The following is a 14,239-nucleotide window of genomic DNA, read 5'->3' on the forward strand; positions in this document are numbered from 1 at the left end:
GTGGGTGGGGCGTGGCGGGCTCGTCGCACGGTGCGCGCTTGTTCGAGTGGTGCGAGGTTGCCCGCTCGCTGCGAGCCTGGAGCGGCACACGGAACGCGCAACCTCGCACCAGCCGACGGACCGCGCACGGTGCGATGGCCTGGAGGCCCGGGTCAGCTCGCGGGGGCTGGCTCGGCTCCGGCGCGGGGCTCGGTCTCCTGCAGGAACGCTCGCCACTGCTTCCGCTTGCTGACGGTCCAGAGCAGCATCGCGAGGAAGAACACGGCGAGGAGCGCGTACAGCAGCCCGAACAACGTCGCCCAGTTGAGCAGGAACTGCGCGAACGCGAACGGCGTCCATCCGAGGGCGAGCCAGAACGTCGATGTCGATTGACCGAGCCGACGGCCGGCGAGTGCGACGAGCGCGGTCCGGTGCTGTGGATCGGCGGGCTGCTGCCCACGAGCCATGCGCTCGATCCGTCGGCGGTCGGCACGGGGAAGCCCGAACGTCGGGTCAGAGATCGCGCTCTGGAATTGCCCACCGCCCCGGATGATGGCGATCACCCAGCAGACCGGGCCAAGGATCATGAGCGGGACGATGACGAAGAACGCCCAGTCCGGCAGGCCACTTCCGGTCGAGGGCAGCTCGAAGCGCGGCAGGTGTTCGGCGCTCAGCCACCCGGCTGCAACCGCGGCGACGACGGCCAGCACGATCCAGATGACCCGCCTGACCATCGAACGGCGGACACGCGGTCCGACTGGCGCCCCCGCGAGACGGTCCTCCACCTGCTGCCAGGTCTCCTCGGAGACCGTGGCTCCGGCGAACTCATGCGGGGCCGGCGTGGACACGATCAGCTCGCGGGGGCGGCGTCGCCCTCGCCCGCGGCTTCCTTCGCGCGCTTCAACCGGGCCTGCGCCTCCCAGTACTCGATCTCGCGCTCGAGCTCGGCGAGCTCCTGCTCGGTACCGGTCACGCGCTTGGCGCCGTGCGCACTGCGCGCGTCGCCGAGGGTGGCGTACCGGTCCTCGTGGCGGGTGGGCTCGATGTACCGACCGTGGTTCCGTTCGCCCGGAGCCCAGTCGTGGCCGATGGCGAACCAGACGATGCTGCCGACGACGGGGACCAGGATCACGAGGATCACCCACGCGATCTTCGGCAGGCCGCGGATCTGGTCATCCGTCTTCGTCAGGATGTCGATCAGGGCGAAGACCAGCAGGATGACGGTGATCCCGGGCAGCAAGACGCTCATGTTCGCGATTCTATGGATCCGCTTGGAGTCTCACCATGCCCCGAACGAGCGTCCCGGTTGCGAAGGTGCACAGGGTGGGCGTCGAGGAACCGGCGGGCGAGCACCGCGGACCGTGCGGTCCATGCGAACTGCCCCGCCGTGGCGATGCCACCCGCCACGGCAAACGGCCAGAACGTACCACCGGCGAACGTGATCGCAGACCACACGATCACGAACCCAGCCAGACTGGCCAGTTCGCCGCCGTCGCCCAGTTCGACCGCCCTCGCCTGCACGACGATCCGACGGTCCTCCGGCGCAGCCCGTCGCCCGGTCGCCGCCTCCGTCACCGCGCGCTGTTCGCGTTGCTGTAGCGGCGCGAGCACCGGCGCACGACGAGCTTCCGCGCCGTTCCGTCTCCGGCGGATCAGGACCCGAACGGCGTCGCCGAGACCGATGACGAAGCCCAGTGCGGTGACGACGCCGGCAACTGCGAAGCGACCGTCCGATCCGGCGGGCACGGCGATCGCCGCGATGCACAGCGCCACCAGCACCAGCCCGATGGCCACGACGAACCCGAGGACCGGCGTGCCGGGTGTCCGGGTCTGCGCGAGGAGCAGGTGCGCACGTTCGTCGGCTTCGGCCCAGCGTCGCCCCGCCGCCGCCCCCTCGGTGTCGGTCTGGGCGGCGGTCACAGCGCCGCGACCCACTCGTCCGTCCCGTCGGTGAACCGCTGGTGCTTCCAGATCGGCACGCGCTCCTTCACGAGGTCGACCAGGGCACCGCACGCGGCGAACGCCTGCGCCCGGTGCGACGACGACACCGCTGCGGCGAGCGCGACGTCCCCGATGCCGAGCGCCCCGACCCGGTGCAGCACGGCGATCCGGACGTCGGGGTGGTCCTCGGCGATGGTCCGGGCGACCTCGGTGATGACCTCGCCGGCACTCGGATGCCCCTCGTAGTCGAGCGTGGTGACGCCCTTGCCACCGTCGTGGTCACGGACGATGCCGGCGAAGGTCACCACCGCGCCGTCCTGTTCGGTGGCCACCACGGCTGCGACCTCGTCGACGCTGATGTCGCGGTCGACGACGTCGGCCAACACGACCCGTGCGGCGGCCTCGGTGGTGCTCACGAGGCGCTCCGCGGGGCGTGGCCCTCACCGTGCACCTGTGCGACCACGTGGTCGAGTACTCCGTCGAGCACGGCGAGCCCGTCGGACACCCCACCGCGCGACCCGGGCAGGGTGACGAGCAGGCAACCGGCGTTCGTGACCCCGGCGACGCCGCGGGTGAGCAGGGCGGTGGGGCCGGCGCCCGCGAGTCCGCGTCGACGGATCTCTTCGGTGATGCCGGGAAGTTCGAGGTCGATCAGCCCCGCCACTGCCTCGGGGGTCCGGTCGGTCGGGGTGACCCCGGTGCCGCCGGTGGTGAGGACGACCCGGGCGTCGGCCAGGAGTTCCGCGGTGACGGTCTCGGTGATCGCGCCGCCGTCGGGGACGATGATCGGGTCGCTCGTGGTGAACCCGTGGTCGCGCAGCCAGTCGGCGATGACGGGTCCGGTGCGGTCGAGTGCGGGGTCGGCGGCAGCCTGCGTGGACACCACGACGACGGCGGCCCGGCCCCTGGTCGGCTCGGCGGTCATCGGTTGCTCCAGTCCCCGGAGCGTCCGCCGTGCTTCTCGAGCACGCGGACGTCCGTGATCACGGCCGCTCGGTCGACGGCCTTCACCATGTCGTACACCGTCAGGGCGGCGACGCTCGCCCCGGTCAGGGCTTCCATCTCGACGCCGGTGCGCGAGGTCGTGCGGACCGACACCTCGATCAGCACGCGGTCGTCGGTGCCGGTGATGTCGACCTGCACGCCGGCGATCGGCAGCGGGTGGCACAGCGGGATCAGCTCGGAGGTCTTCTTCACCGCCATGATCGCGGCGATCCGGGCGGTACCGACGACCTCGCCCTTGGGCAGCGAGCCGTCAAGGATACGTGCGACGACGTCGGGACGGGTGACGACGGTGGCGGTGGCGGTGGCCGACCGGTCGGTGACGTCCTTCGCGGAGACGTCGACCATGTGCGCGCTGCCGTCGGCGCGGACGTGCGACAACTCGTCGGTCGGCGTCGGTTCGGACCGCACCTGGTCAGCGGCGGACGGGTCAGTCATCGGAGGCTCCAGACGGTCAGGGGGTCGCCGACCTCGACGGTGTCGACCCCAACGGGGACGTGCACCAGGTGGGTGGCGGCGGCGTAGTGCACGAGCAGGTGTGAACTCGGCCCACCGACGAAGTGCACGGCCCCGTCCTGCACCCGGCCGCGACGGACCTGGTGCTTGCCGACGGGTGAGCCGGCAGCGGACGCCGCCGGCAGGACCTGCGTGGGGCGGTCCGGCGTGAGTCCGACGGCGGCGGCGAGCAGGGGGCGCAGGAACACCTCGAACGAGACGAGCGCCGACACCGGGTTGCCGGGGAAGGACACGACCGGCACGGCGCGACCGGCACCGAACACGACGCTGCCGAACGCCTGCGGCCCACCCGGTTGCATCGCGACCGGCGTCACCGCAAGCCCCCGGGGTTCGAGCGCCTGTCGGACGACCTCGTACGCCCCGGCGCTGATGCCCCCGGTGGTCAGCACGAGGTCGGCCCAGTCCCCCACGGCTGCATCGAGCGCCCGGTCGAAGGCAGCGACGTCGTCGGGCACCCGGACGGCCCGTGCGTCCGCACCGACCTGGGCAAGGGCGGCCCGCAGCGCGATGCCGTTCGCGTCACCGATGGTCGCGGCGTCCGTGTCGGCGCCCTGCAGCTCCGAGCCGGTCGACACGACGAGGACCCGCAGCGGTCGGCGCACCGACACGGTCGTCACCCCCGCAGCAGCCAGCGCGCCGAGCAGCGCTGGCGTGACCGCGGAACCGGCCGGAGCGAGCTCGGCGCCGGTCGGCAGGTCGCTGCCGGTCACCCGCACGAAGGTGCCGGCGGTCAGGTCAGCGGGCACCGTCACCCGGAGCAGCTCGAGCGCCGCCGGGAACGCGCCGGGCTCGGTCGCCTCGACCGGGAACACCGCGTCGGCGCCGGTCGGGATCCGTGCACCGGTCATGATCGGCGCGGCCGTGCCGGGCTCGAGCGGTTCGGGCACCACGCCGGCCGGGATCGGATCGACGACCCGGACGGCCTGCCCCGCGTCCGCGGCCTGCACGGCGAACCCGTCCATCTGACTGTTGTCGAACGGCGGCAGCGGAACGGGCGACAGGACGGCCGCCGCGAGCACGCGGTGAGCAAACCCGGCACCGGCACCGGCACCGGCACCGGCGAGTTCGCCGATCGGCAGTTCTTCTGCTCCGAGGCCCGCCACCACCGGCGCGAGCAACGCCGCCAGGTCGTCGCGGTGCTGACCGATCGTTCGCACAGGTGCCTCCGAACAGGGGGTTGGTGGCGCCGCTCCCGGTTCGCCCGGTGGCGCCGTCAGTAGCGTATCCAGCGCGCAGCCCGCGCCGACGACCAACCGGAGGACCTGTGGAGAACGACGAAGCCGTGACGATCGGTGTCATCGGAGGCTCCGGCCTCTACCAGCTGTTCGAGGAGGGCACCGCCGACGAGCTCGACGTCCCGACCCCGTTCGGCCCGACGTCGAGCCCGATCAGCATCGGCACGATGGCCGGACGACGGGTCGCGTTCCTGACCCGCCACGGCCGTGAGCACTCCGTGGCCCCGCACCGCATCAACCACCGTGCGAACGTCTGGGCGCTCCGTTCGCTCGGCGTCCGCGCGATCGTGTCCTCGAGTGCCGTCGGCGGCCTGCACCCCGACTACGCGCCGGGCACCTTCGTCGTGACCGACCAGCTCATCGACCGCACCTGGGGCCGCGCCGACACGTTCTTCGAGGACGACGTGCAGCACCTGTCCTTCGCCGACCCGTTCGACCCGACGCTCCGCCGCGCGGCGATCGACGCGGTCGCCGGCCTCGACGTGCCGTTCCGTCCGACCGGCACCTGCGTCGTCATCCAGGGTCCCCGGTTCTCCACCCGCGCCGAGTCCGTCTGGCTCCGCCAGGCCGGCGGCCACACCATCAACATGACGATGGCGCCCGAGGTCCCCCTGGCCGCCGAACTCGGCATCGCCACCGTGAACCTGTCGTTCGTGACCGACGCCGACGCCGGCCTGGCCCCGACCGAGGACGAGGCCACAGCCGCCGCAGCAGCCGCAGCCAGCGGCCCCGACGTCGACGACGCCGGAGCCGTCGTCACCCACGCCCTCGTCATGGAACGCCTCGCCCGCGCCAACGAGGTCATCGTCCGCGCCATCGGCCAGATCGTCGCCGCCATCCCCGCCGACTTCACCCCGCGCGAACTCGTCCCGACCAGCGCGAGCGCCAGCATCATGCAGGCCCAGCCCGCGACGGGCGCCACCGCCACCACGGGCGCCACCGCATGAGCCGCCTCCTCGTCACCGGCGGCGCCGGCTTCATCGGCTCCGCGATCGTCCGCCGCGCCCTGGCCGACGGCCACGAGGTCCGCGTCCTCGACTCCCTGCGCGACGACGTGCACGGCGACCCCGCCGAGGTCGTCCGCGCCCACCAGCAGCAGGGCATCGCGTTCGTGCACGGCGACGTCCGCGACCGGGTCACCCTCGACGCCGCCCTCGACGGCATCGACGTCGTGTGCCACCAGGCCGCGAAGGTCGGCCTCGGCGTGGACTTCCAAGATGCCCCCGACTACGTCTCGTCGAACGACGCCGGCACCGCCCACGTCCTCGCCGGCATGGACCGGCACGACATCGGCCGGCTCGTCGTCGCCAGCTCGATGGTCGTCTACGGCGAGGGCGCGTACACCACCGCCTCCGGCGAACCCACCCGTCCGCCGGCCCGCCGCCGCGAGGACCTCGATGCCGGCCGCTTCGACCCGATCGGCCCCGACGGTCAGCCCCTGCTGCCCGGCCTGATCGACGAGTCCGCCGCCCTCGACCCCCGCAACGTGTACGCGCAGACGAAGGTCGCGCAGGAGCACCTCGCCTCCAGTTGGGCCCGAGCCACGGGGGGCCGCGCGATCGCGCTCCGCTACCACAACGTCTACGGACCGGGCATGCCTGCGAACACCCCCTACGCCGGTGTCGCGTCCCTGTTCCGCTCGGCACTGGCCCGCGGCGAGGCACCCCGCGTCTTCGAGGACGGCGCCCAGCGACGCGACTTCGTGCACGTCGACGACGTCGCCGGCGCGAACGCTGCCTCCATCGCGGCGACCGCCGACCTGCCGTCGGACACGTTCCGCGCGTACAACGTCGGCTCCGGCACCGTGCACACCATCGGGGACATGGCCGCCGCGATCGCCGGACCCGACGGCCCGCAGCCGGTCGTCACGGGCGAGTACCGCCTGGGCGACGTCCGCCACGTCACCGCGAGTTCGGCGCGCATCGCCGCCGAGCTCGGCTGGCACGCCGAGGTCGACTTCGAGGCCGGCATGCGCGACTTCGCGACGGCACCGCTCCGCAGCGCCGTCCGCTAGCCGGAACGCGTGCGCGAGCGGCCCACCGCTGGCCCCGCCTGAGAGCGCGACCAGCCACCGGACGGGAGGCCCGTGACGGCGCCGCCCCGCGCCTCCCGTCCGCAGCCACCGCCCCCAGGGCCACCCGAGACGCCGTCGTGTCGGCACCACGCCCCCGGGTGCGCGAGACGCCGCCCCATTCGGCGGCGTCTCGGCAACACGACGGCGTCTTGCGACACCCGGAACGCGCGACGCGCGCGCACCCTGTCCCCCGTTCTGGGGACCGTCCGCGAACCGGACGCGCTGAACGACCATGACCCGGCAGTTTCCTGTACCCCGCAGCGCGTCGTCGTGTTGTGTCGAGTGCATGCCAGGACAGACCCGTCGATCCGACCGACCGCACCGAATGACGGACATGACTGTCGACGTGATCCTGCCGTGCCTCGACGAGGCGGACGCCCTGCCGAAGGTCATCGCGCGCCTCCCCGCGGGCTACCGGGCCATCGTCGTCGACAACGGATCGACCGATGGATCGGCCGACGTCGCCCGCGCCCACGGTGCCCTGGTGGTGACGGAGCCCGTCAAGGGGTTCGGTTCGGCCTGTGCCGCCGGGGTCGCCGCGGCGACCGCCGACTTCGTCGCGTTCTGCGACGCCGACGCCTCGATGGACCCCGCCGAGCTCCCGCCCCTGGTCGACCGCGTGGCCAGTGGCCGCGTCGACCTGGCTCTCGGCCGCCGCGTCCCGACGGGCCGCGGTGCGTGGGCTCCGCACGCACGCTTCGCGAACCGCGTCCTCGCCGTCCTCATGCACCGCGCGACCGGCTACCGTCTGCGCGACCTCGGCCCGATGCGCGTGATGCGCCGCGAGGACCTCGTCTCCCTCGACCTGCGCGACCGCCGCAGCGGCTACCCGCTCGAGATGGTCCTCGCCGCGCACGCCGCCGGCTGGCGCGTCGACGAATCCGACATCGGGTACGCGCAGCGCATCGGCGACAGCAAGGTCACCGGCACGCTCCGCGGCACGATCAACGCGGTGCGGGACATGTCCCGTCTGCTCCGTGCGTACCGCCGGGAGGCCCGTGTCCGGGTCGTGGCACCGGGACCGCTCCGCCAGGCGGCCGAGTCCACCCCCGTGGTCGAGGAGGCCCGCTCGTGACCGCCGACCCCACCCACGTCCACGCCGGCGACGCTGCGCGCACCGACGTCACCGTCGCGGTCGTGGCGAAGGAGTGCCTGCCCGGCAAGGTGAAGACCCGGCTGACGCCGGCGCTCTCCCCCGAGGGCGCCGCGCGCGTCGCGTCCGCGAGCCTCGGCGACACCCTGGCGACCGTCCGCGCACTGCCCGCGGCACGCCGGGTCCTGTTCTTCGACGGCGACGTCGTGCCCGCCGCGGCCGACGGGTTCGAGGTGCTGCACCAGCCCGGTGGCGGCCTGGACGAGCGCCTCGGGTTCCTGTTCGACGCCGTCGACGGTCCGCTGCTGCTCGTCGGCATGGACACCCCGCAGGTGTCCCCCGCGGACCTCGCCCCGGTGTTCGACAGCGCCGCCCGCGATGCCTGGTTCGGCCCGGCCGAGGACGGCGGCTTCTGGTCGCTGTACCTGCGAGAGCCCACCGGCGACCTGCTGCGCGGCGTCCCGATGTCCCGCGACGACACCGGAGCCGTGCAGCTCGCACGCCTGACCGATGCCGGACTCGACGTGGGCGTGCTCGGCGAGCTGCTCGACGTCGACACCATGCCGGACGCCGAGCGGGTCGCCGACCTCGCACCCGACTCCGACTTCACCCGGGCACTCCGTGCCGAGACCGTGGGGAGCACCCGATGACCATGCACGCACCCGTCTCGTTCGGTGCCGGCGGCGGCGAGCCGTACGCCCGTGCGCTCCGCACCGACGGCCACCTGCGCCTGACCGACGCCGACCGTCCCGACGCCGTCACCACGATGGACGTCGGCCGCTGGAGCGCCGCCGCCGACCGTGTCGACCGCTCGCTGCTCGACGACGTCGACGGCGGCGTCATCGACATCGGCTGCGGCCCGGGCCGGATGCTCGTCGCCGCACGCTCCCGGGGCATCCCGGCGCTCGGCGTGGACGTCTCCGCCGAGGCCGTCGCCATCGCGCAGCGCTCCGGCGGCACGGCTCTACAGGGTTCCGTGTTCGACGCCGTGCCCGACGAGGGCCACTGGGACACCGCGCTCGTGATCGACGGCAACATCGGCATCGGCGGCGACCCCACGGCCCTGCTCGCCCGTTGCCGCGAGATCGTACGAGCGGGTGGCCGGGTCATCGTGGAGACGAACCCCGAGGTCACGGCCGACCGCGTGTACACCGCCCGGGTGGTCGACGCCGACGGCAACGAGAGCGCCGGGTTCCCCTGGGCCGAGGTCGGCCTCGACGCCCTGCACCGGCACGCGGCGGACGCCGGACTGGTCGCGCGGCAGAGCTGGACGGCCGAGGGCCGGAACTTCTGCGAGCTGCTCGCCTGAGCTGGCCGCGGCACGATCGACCATGACATCCGTCACGGTCGATCGTGACACCGGGGCACATCCGCGCGGCGCCCCGCGCCGTTTGACTGATCGGACCCGCCGCGCGCACCCTGCGCGGCCCGATCGAGACGAGCACCGTGCGGAAGTCCCTGCGCATCACCCTGATCACCCTCGGCGCACTGGTGGCGGTCCCGGTCCTCGCCCTGGCGACGACGACGGTCGTCAACGTCGTCGCGTCCCACGTCGAAGCGTCCGAGATCGACGACTACGGCGAGCGTGTTCCCGTGGACGGCAAGCGGATGAACGTCGTCGTCCGCGGCACCGGCAACACGTCCGACACCGGCACGATCGTGCTCCTGCCCGGGCTCGGCACCGCCGCCCCCGGACTCGACTTCGGGCCGCTCATCGACCAGCTCGCCCGGACACACCGGGTCGTCGCCGTCGAACCGTTCGGCACCGGGCTGAGCGACCAGACCGATGTCCCGCGGACCGCCGCGAACATCACCCGCGAGGTCCACGAGGCCCTGCAGCACCTGCACGTCGACCGGTACGTGCTGATGGGCCACTCGGTCGCGGGCATCTACGCCCTGCCCTACACGACGGCGTACCGCGACGAGGTGACCGCTTTCGTCGGCATCGACAGCAGTGTGCCGCGGCAGTCGAGCTGGGACGAGCCGATCCCGACCGGCGCGATCGTCGCCCTCGACCGGCTCGGTCTGCTGCGCGCGCTCGGCGGAGCGTCCTCGGACACGTACGGCGATGCCTACGACGACGCGACGAAGCGCCAGATGCAGCTGCTCTCGGCGAAGAACGGCGCCGCCCCGACGATCATCGACGAGATGCGGCACGCGCCGGAGAACTTCCGGTCCGTCGAGGACTCGCGGTTCCCCGCCGACCTGCCCGTGCTGTTGTTCGTGCGGACGAACGACAACGACGTGCCGAACTGGGTCCGGCTGCACGAGCGCCAGGCTGCGACCGTGGACCACGGCCAGGTGATCGGACTGGTCGGCGACCACTACCTGCACCACACCCTGTCGGAACGGATCGCCAGGGACACCAACGCGACCCTCGCTACCCTGGGCGCGTGACGCATCCCGGGCAGGAGCGGCCCCGCGCCGACGCCGACGTCCGGGTGGTCCGCTGGTCCTCGGTCGCGTCGCTGTGGCTCGTGGTGCTGGTGGGCGGCGGCGCGCAGGTCCTGATCGGGACCGACGGTCCGCCGACAGCGCGCACCCCCGTGCTCGTCGTGCTCACCGTCGCCGCGATGGTGGCGGCGCTCGCATCGATCCCACTGCTGCTCCGTCCCGCCGGTGCGGCGTCGGCACGCCACCCGGCCGTGCTCGCCCTGCTGGTGCTCGCGGTCGCCACGTGGGTGGTCGCGCTGGTTCCGTCGGCGACCGGCTCCGCGTGGTCGTTCACCCTGGCGATCGCGGGCGGCACGGTCGGCTGCATGCTGCGCGGGTGGGCTCGGGTCACCGTGCTCGCCGGCACCGTCGTCCTGCTCGTCGGGGCGGCCGACGCCCGTGCCGAGCCAGCCGAACTGGTCCTGGTCGGGACCCTCGCGCTCTTCGCCCTGATGCCGCTGAGCGTCGTGTGGATCCACCGCGTCGTGCTCCGGCTCGAAGCCGCTCGTCGCACCGCGTCCGACCTCGCAGTCGCCGAGGAACGACTCCGCTTCGCGACCGACCTGCACGACATCCAGGGCCACCACCTGCAGGTCATCGCCCTGAAGAGCGAGCTCGCCGAACGGCTGCTCGACGCCGACCCCGAGCGTGCCCGGGGTGAGGTGTCCGACATCCGGACCGTGGCGCGGGAAGCGCTCGAGGACACCCGGGCGCTCGTCGGCGGCTACCGCACCGTGACGGTGGCGGTCGAGGCCCGGAACGCCGCAGCCGTCCTGCGGTCGGCGGGGGTCGACTGCCGCGTGCGGCTCGAGACCGCCGGCATGCCCGACGCGGTCGGCGCCCTGTTCGCCGTCGCGATCCGCGAGGCCGCGACGAACACCATCCGGCACAGCCATGCCAGCACCGCGTCGATCGAGCTGCTGCGCGACGGCGGCGCCTGGAACCTCACGGTGGCGAACGACGCACCGCGTTCGTCCGAACGACACGGTACCGGCACCGGCATCGACGGGCTCCGACAGCGGGTCGCGACGCACGGCGGGACGGTCGACGTCGACCGGAGCGAGGACCGGTTCGCCCTCCTCGTGCGCATCCCGGTACCTGCACGAGCGGCGGTGCGCCCGTGATCAGGATCGTCATCGCCGACGACGAGGAACTCATCCGTGGCGCGCTCGTCGCCCTGCTCGGCCTGGAACCCGACCTCGAGGTCGTCGCCGACGTCGCCGACGGTGCAGCAGCGGTCACCGGGGCCCGGACGCACCGGCCGGACGTCGTCCTGCTCGACCTCGAGATGCCCGTCCTCGACGGCATCGAGGCCGCCCGTGCACTGTCGGACGCGATGCCCACCGTGATCGTCACCCGCCATGCGCGGCCGGGGACCCTCCGGCGTGCCCTGTCCGCCGGGGTCCGCGGCTTCGTCCCGAAGTCCACGCCGGCCGCCCGGCTGGCCGAGATCATCCGTGACGTGGCGGCGGGCGAGCGGTACATCGACGCCGGTCTCGCGGCGGCCGCGCTCACCGAGGACGAGAGCCCGCTCACCCCGCGCGAGGCCGACGTCCTGCGCTGCACCCGTGACGGGCTCGCGACGAAGCAGATCGCCCGGGAGCTCTCGCTCGCGCACGGCACGGTCCGGAACCACCTGTCGTCGGCGATCGCGAAGCTGCACGTCGACAACCGCGTCGCAGCCGCCGCCGTGGCCTGGGACCGAGGGTGGATCTGACCGCAGAACGCATCCTTGTTTTGCACCATGCAAGACAAGCGCGTAGAGTGGTGGTCATCCAGCCGACGGCGTCGCGGTCGCCGGCTCGGTGACCTGCGGACCTCGGCACGACGACGAGGAGCACCCATGCAGAACCGTCAGAACCCCCTGGGCGGCGCCTACGTGACCGGCCTCGAGACCCGCGCCGAGCTCGGCGCCTTCACCGGCGACGCGACCCGCAGCCCGATCGGCAGCTACACCGGCGCCGGCATCGGCCGTGCACTCGGCCGCTTCGTCGACACGCAGTTCCGCCGTCCCGGCACCGCGACGTCCTCGACGCGCACCGTGACCGGTTCGTTCCGCACGGCGACGGGTTCGTTCCGCACCGCCTGAGGCACCTGCCTCCACAGACCGCGAGCGGTCGTCCACCCCGGGGGTCCCCCCTCAACCCGGGTGGGGCGGCCGCTCGCTCGCGTTCCCGGCCTCTGGTGCACTTCCCCCGAACGCGCCAGGGCGGCCGATGCCAGGATGGACGCATGAACGACCGCGCCGGCACCCCAGCGACCGCAGACGACCTCGTCGACCTCGACGAGCTCCTCGCCGCCTACCACGACCGAGTGCCCGACGTCTCGGTCCCCGAGCAGAAGGTCGTGTTCGGCACGTCCGGACACCGCGGGTCGTCGCTCGACACCGCCTTCAACGACACCCACATCGCCGCCATCACGCAGGCGATCGTGGAGTACCGCCGCGACCAGGGCACCGACGGGCCGCTCTTCATCGGCCGCGACACCCACGCCCTCTCGGCCCCCGCCGAGCAGACCGCGCTGCAGGTCCTCGCCGCCAACGGCGTCCGCGTGCTCGCCGACAGCGAGGACGGCTTCGTGCCGACGCCCGCGCTGAGCCACGCGATCATCCGTTACAACCGCGCCGGCAACCCGGACACGGCCGACGGCATCGTCATCACGCCGAGCCACAACCCGCCCCGCGACGGCGGCTTCAAGTACAACCCGCCGCACGGTGGTCCCGCCGACAGCGACGCCACGAGCTGGATCGCGAACCGGGCGAACGCGATCATCGAGGGTGGCAACGCCGAGGTGCAGCGCACCGAGGACGCCGAGCCCGAGCGCTACGACTTCCTGAACACGTACGTCGCCGACCTCGAGAACATCATCGACATCGCCGCGATCAAGCGTGCCGGCGTGAAGATCGGTGCCGACCCGCTCGGTGGTGCCTCGCTGCCGTACTGGAACGCCATCCGCGACCACTACGGCCTCGACCTGACCGTCGTGAACCCCGAGGTCGACCCCACGTGGGCGTTCATGACGCTCGACTGGGACGGCAAGATCCGGATGGACCCGTCGAGCCCCTCGGCGATGGCCTCGGTGCTCGCCCGGAAGGACGACTTCGACGTGCTCACCGGCAACGACGCCGACTCCGACCGGCACGGCATCGTCACGCCCGACGGCGGGCTGATGAACCCGAACCACTACCTCGCGGTCGCGATCGAGTACCTCTACGCGCACCGGCCCGAGTGGCGCGACGACGCCGCGATCGGCAAGACCCTGGTGTCGTCGAGCATCATCGACCGCGTCGCCGAGTCCCTGGGGCGTCGCCTGTGGGAGGTCCCGGTCGGCTTCAAGTGGTTCGTCCCCGGTCTGATCGACGGTTCCGTGGCCTTCGGCGGCGAAGAGTCCGCGGGTGCGTCGTTCCTGCGCACCGACGGCACCGCGTGGACCACCGACAAGGACGGCATCATCCTGGCGCTCCTGGCGTCCGAGATCGTCGCCGTCACCGGCAAGACCCCCTCGCAGCTCTACGCCGAGCTGACCGAGCGCTTCGGCGCGCCGGTCTACCAGCGCGTCGACGCCGCGGCCTCGAAGGAGCAGAAGGCGCGCCTCGGCAAGCTCGACGGCGACGCCATCACCGCGGACACCCTGGCCGGCGACCCGATCACCGCGAAGCTGTCGAAGGCCCCGGGCAACGACGCAGCCGTCGGCGGCGTGAAGGTCGTCACCGACAAGGCGTGGTTCGCCGCGCGGCCGTCGGGCACCGAGGACGTCTACAAGATCTACGCCGAGAGCTTCGTCGGGCAGGAGCACCTCGAGCAGGTGCAGCGCGAGGCCAAGGAGATCGTCGACGCAGCACTGGGCGCGTAGCGCCCTCGTCGGACGGGCTGCGGGTCTCGGACACCGCAGCCCGTCCGCCGGAACCGAGCCGGGCCTCCAGGCCGTGTGCCACCGGGGCCCACTGGGCGTACCGTGACTGCCGAT

Annotated in this window: 17 protein-coding genes; 10 read left to right on the plus strand and 7 right to left on the minus strand. The window is 72.8% G+C overall.

Translation table 11 applies throughout. The features are described from left to right. Positions 1 to 152: 152 nt before the first annotated feature. The 7 genes from DEJ06_RS15625 to glp are packed head-to-tail and all read right to left on the minus strand — an operon-like array spanning position 153 to position 4,595. Positions 153 to 827: a hypothetical protein gene (locus tag DEJ06_RS15625; protein WP_111039916.1), complete on the minus strand. Its 675-nt coding sequence runs from the start codon at positions 825 to 827 to the stop codon at positions 153 to 155. Positions 828 to 829: 2 nt separating this feature from the next. Further along, entirely contained in the window at positions 830 to 1,228 is a 399-nt protein-coding gene (locus DEJ06_RS15630) for a PLDc N-terminal domain-containing protein (RefSeq protein ID WP_051596635.1), read from the minus strand. Then, complete coding sequence (locus tag DEJ06_RS15635; protein ID WP_146245886.1) at positions 1,225 to 1,899, minus strand: hypothetical protein; 675 nt, start codon at positions 1,897 to 1,899, stop codon at positions 1,225 to 1,227. Before DEJ06_RS15635 ends, DEJ06_RS15630 begins: the two co-directional genes overlap by 4 nt. Beyond that, positions 1,896 to 2,336 carry a molybdenum cofactor biosynthesis protein MoaE gene (locus DEJ06_RS15640; protein WP_111039918.1) on the minus strand — a complete coding sequence of 147 codons (441 nt, stop codon included), beginning with the start codon at positions 2,334 to 2,336 and terminating at the stop codon, positions 1,896 to 1,898. Before DEJ06_RS15640 ends, DEJ06_RS15635 begins: the two co-directional genes overlap by 4 nt. Further along, positions 2,333 to 2,845, minus strand: coding sequence for a molybdenum cofactor biosynthesis protein B (locus DEJ06_RS15645; RefSeq protein ID WP_111039919.1), 513 nt, complete (start codon positions 2,843 to 2,845; stop codon positions 2,333 to 2,335). Before DEJ06_RS15645 ends, DEJ06_RS15640 begins: the two co-directional genes overlap by 4 nt. Then, a complete protein-coding gene (moaC, locus tag DEJ06_RS15650; RefSeq protein WP_111039920.1) occupies positions 2,842 to 3,360 on the minus strand; it encodes a cyclic pyranopterin monophosphate synthase MoaC in 519 nt (172 codons plus the stop codon). The genes DEJ06_RS15645 and moaC overlap by 4 nt, the downstream gene beginning before the upstream one ends. Next, complete coding sequence (gene glp, locus DEJ06_RS15655) at positions 3,357 to 4,595, minus strand: gephyrin-like molybdotransferase Glp (RefSeq protein ID WP_111039921.1); 1,239 nt, start codon at positions 4,593 to 4,595, stop codon at positions 3,357 to 3,359. The genes moaC and glp overlap by 4 nt, the downstream gene beginning before the upstream one ends. A gap of 107 nt (positions 4,596 to 4,702) precedes the next feature. Between glp and DEJ06_RS15660 the strand changes: the two genes are divergently transcribed. The 10 genes from DEJ06_RS15660 (at position 4,703) to pgm (ending at position 14,125) form a co-directional block, all read left to right on the plus strand. Continuing rightward, complete coding sequence (locus tag DEJ06_RS15660; protein WP_111039922.1) at positions 4,703 to 5,620, plus strand: MTAP family purine nucleoside phosphorylase; 918 nt, start codon at positions 4,703 to 4,705, stop codon at positions 5,618 to 5,620. Continuing rightward, a complete protein-coding gene (locus DEJ06_RS15665) occupies positions 5,617 to 6,687 on the plus strand; it encodes an NAD(P)-dependent oxidoreductase (protein WP_111039923.1) in 1,071 nt (356 codons plus the stop codon). Before DEJ06_RS15660 ends, DEJ06_RS15665 begins: the two co-directional genes overlap by 4 nt. Before the next feature lie 385 nt (positions 6,688 to 7,072). Next, on the plus strand, positions 7,073 to 7,822 hold the full coding sequence (locus DEJ06_RS15670; RefSeq protein ID WP_111039924.1) for a glycosyltransferase family 2 protein: 750 nt from the start codon (positions 7,073 to 7,075) through the stop codon (positions 7,820 to 7,822). Continuing rightward, positions 7,819 to 8,490, plus strand: a complete 672-nt coding sequence (locus tag DEJ06_RS15675; RefSeq protein ID WP_111039925.1) for a DUF2064 domain-containing protein — start codon at positions 7,819 to 7,821, stop codon at positions 8,488 to 8,490. Before DEJ06_RS15670 ends, DEJ06_RS15675 begins: the two co-directional genes overlap by 4 nt. After that, positions 8,487 to 9,149 (plus strand): bifunctional 2-polyprenyl-6-hydroxyphenol methylase/3-demethylubiquinol 3-O-methyltransferase UbiG, encoded by a 663-nt coding sequence (locus DEJ06_RS15680; protein WP_111039926.1) that lies wholly within the window; start codon positions 8,487 to 8,489, stop codon positions 9,147 to 9,149. The genes DEJ06_RS15675 and DEJ06_RS15680 overlap by 4 nt, the downstream gene beginning before the upstream one ends. A 137-nt stretch (positions 9,150 to 9,286) precedes the next feature. Next, positions 9,287 to 10,237 (plus strand): alpha/beta fold hydrolase, encoded by a 951-nt coding sequence (locus DEJ06_RS15685; protein WP_181436860.1) that lies wholly within the window; start codon positions 9,287 to 9,289, stop codon positions 10,235 to 10,237. Then, complete coding sequence (locus DEJ06_RS15690; RefSeq protein WP_111039928.1) at positions 10,234 to 11,397, plus strand: sensor histidine kinase; 1,164 nt, start codon at positions 10,234 to 10,236, stop codon at positions 11,395 to 11,397. The genes DEJ06_RS15685 and DEJ06_RS15690 overlap by 4 nt, the downstream gene beginning before the upstream one ends. Beyond that, positions 11,394 to 11,990 carry a response regulator transcription factor gene (locus DEJ06_RS15695; RefSeq protein WP_111039929.1) on the plus strand — a complete coding sequence of 199 codons (597 nt, stop codon included), beginning with the start codon at positions 11,394 to 11,396 and terminating at the stop codon, positions 11,988 to 11,990. The genes DEJ06_RS15690 and DEJ06_RS15695 overlap by 4 nt, the downstream gene beginning before the upstream one ends. Positions 11,991 to 12,116: 126 nt before the next feature. Then, on the plus strand, positions 12,117 to 12,362 hold the full coding sequence (locus DEJ06_RS15700) for a hypothetical protein (RefSeq protein ID WP_111039930.1): 246 nt from the start codon (positions 12,117 to 12,119) through the stop codon (positions 12,360 to 12,362). Positions 12,363 to 12,505: 143 nt separating this feature from the next. Then, on the plus strand, positions 12,506 to 14,125 hold the full coding sequence (gene pgm / locus DEJ06_RS15705; RefSeq protein ID WP_071406014.1) for a phosphoglucomutase (alpha-D-glucose-1,6-bisphosphate-dependent): 1,620 nt from the start codon (positions 12,506 to 12,508) through the stop codon (positions 14,123 to 14,125). Positions 14,126 to 14,239 lie beyond the last annotated feature (114 nt).

This window comes from Curtobacterium sp. MCLR17_051, from assembly GCF_003234395.1.
GTDB lineage: Bacteria > Actinomycetota > Actinomycetes > Actinomycetales > Microbacteriaceae > Curtobacterium > Curtobacterium flaccumfaciens.

Bases quoted from the DNA above. Each gene is read 5' to 3' on its own strand.
- DEJ06_RS15630 (WP_051596635.1), bottom strand. From the start codon at position 1,228: ATGAGCGTCTTGCTGCCCGGGATCACCGTCATCCTGCTGGTCTTCGCC.
- DEJ06_RS15645 (WP_111039919.1), bottom strand. From the start codon at position 2,845: ATGACCGCCGAGCCGACCAGGGGCCGGGCCGCCGTCGTCGTGGTGTCC.
- moaC (WP_111039920.1), bottom strand. From the start codon at position 3,360: ATGACTGACCCGTCCGCCGCTGACCAGGTGCGGTCCGAACCGACGCCG.
- DEJ06_RS15665 (WP_111039923.1), top strand. From the start codon at position 5,617: ATGAGCCGCCTCCTCGTCACCGGCGGCGCCGGCTTCATCGGCTCCGCG.
- DEJ06_RS15670 (WP_111039924.1), top strand. From the start codon at position 7,073: ATGACGGACATGACTGTCGACGTGATCCTGCCGTGCCTCGACGAGGCG.
- DEJ06_RS15680 (WP_111039926.1), top strand. From the start codon at position 8,487: ATGACCATGCACGCACCCGTCTCGTTCGGTGCCGGCGGCGGCGAGCCG.
- DEJ06_RS15700 (WP_111039930.1), top strand. From the start codon at position 12,117: ATGCAGAACCGTCAGAACCCCCTGGGCGGCGCCTACGTGACCGGCCTC.
- pgm (WP_071406014.1), top strand. From the start codon at position 12,506: ATGAACGACCGCGCCGGCACCCCAGCGACCGCAGACGACCTCGTCGAC.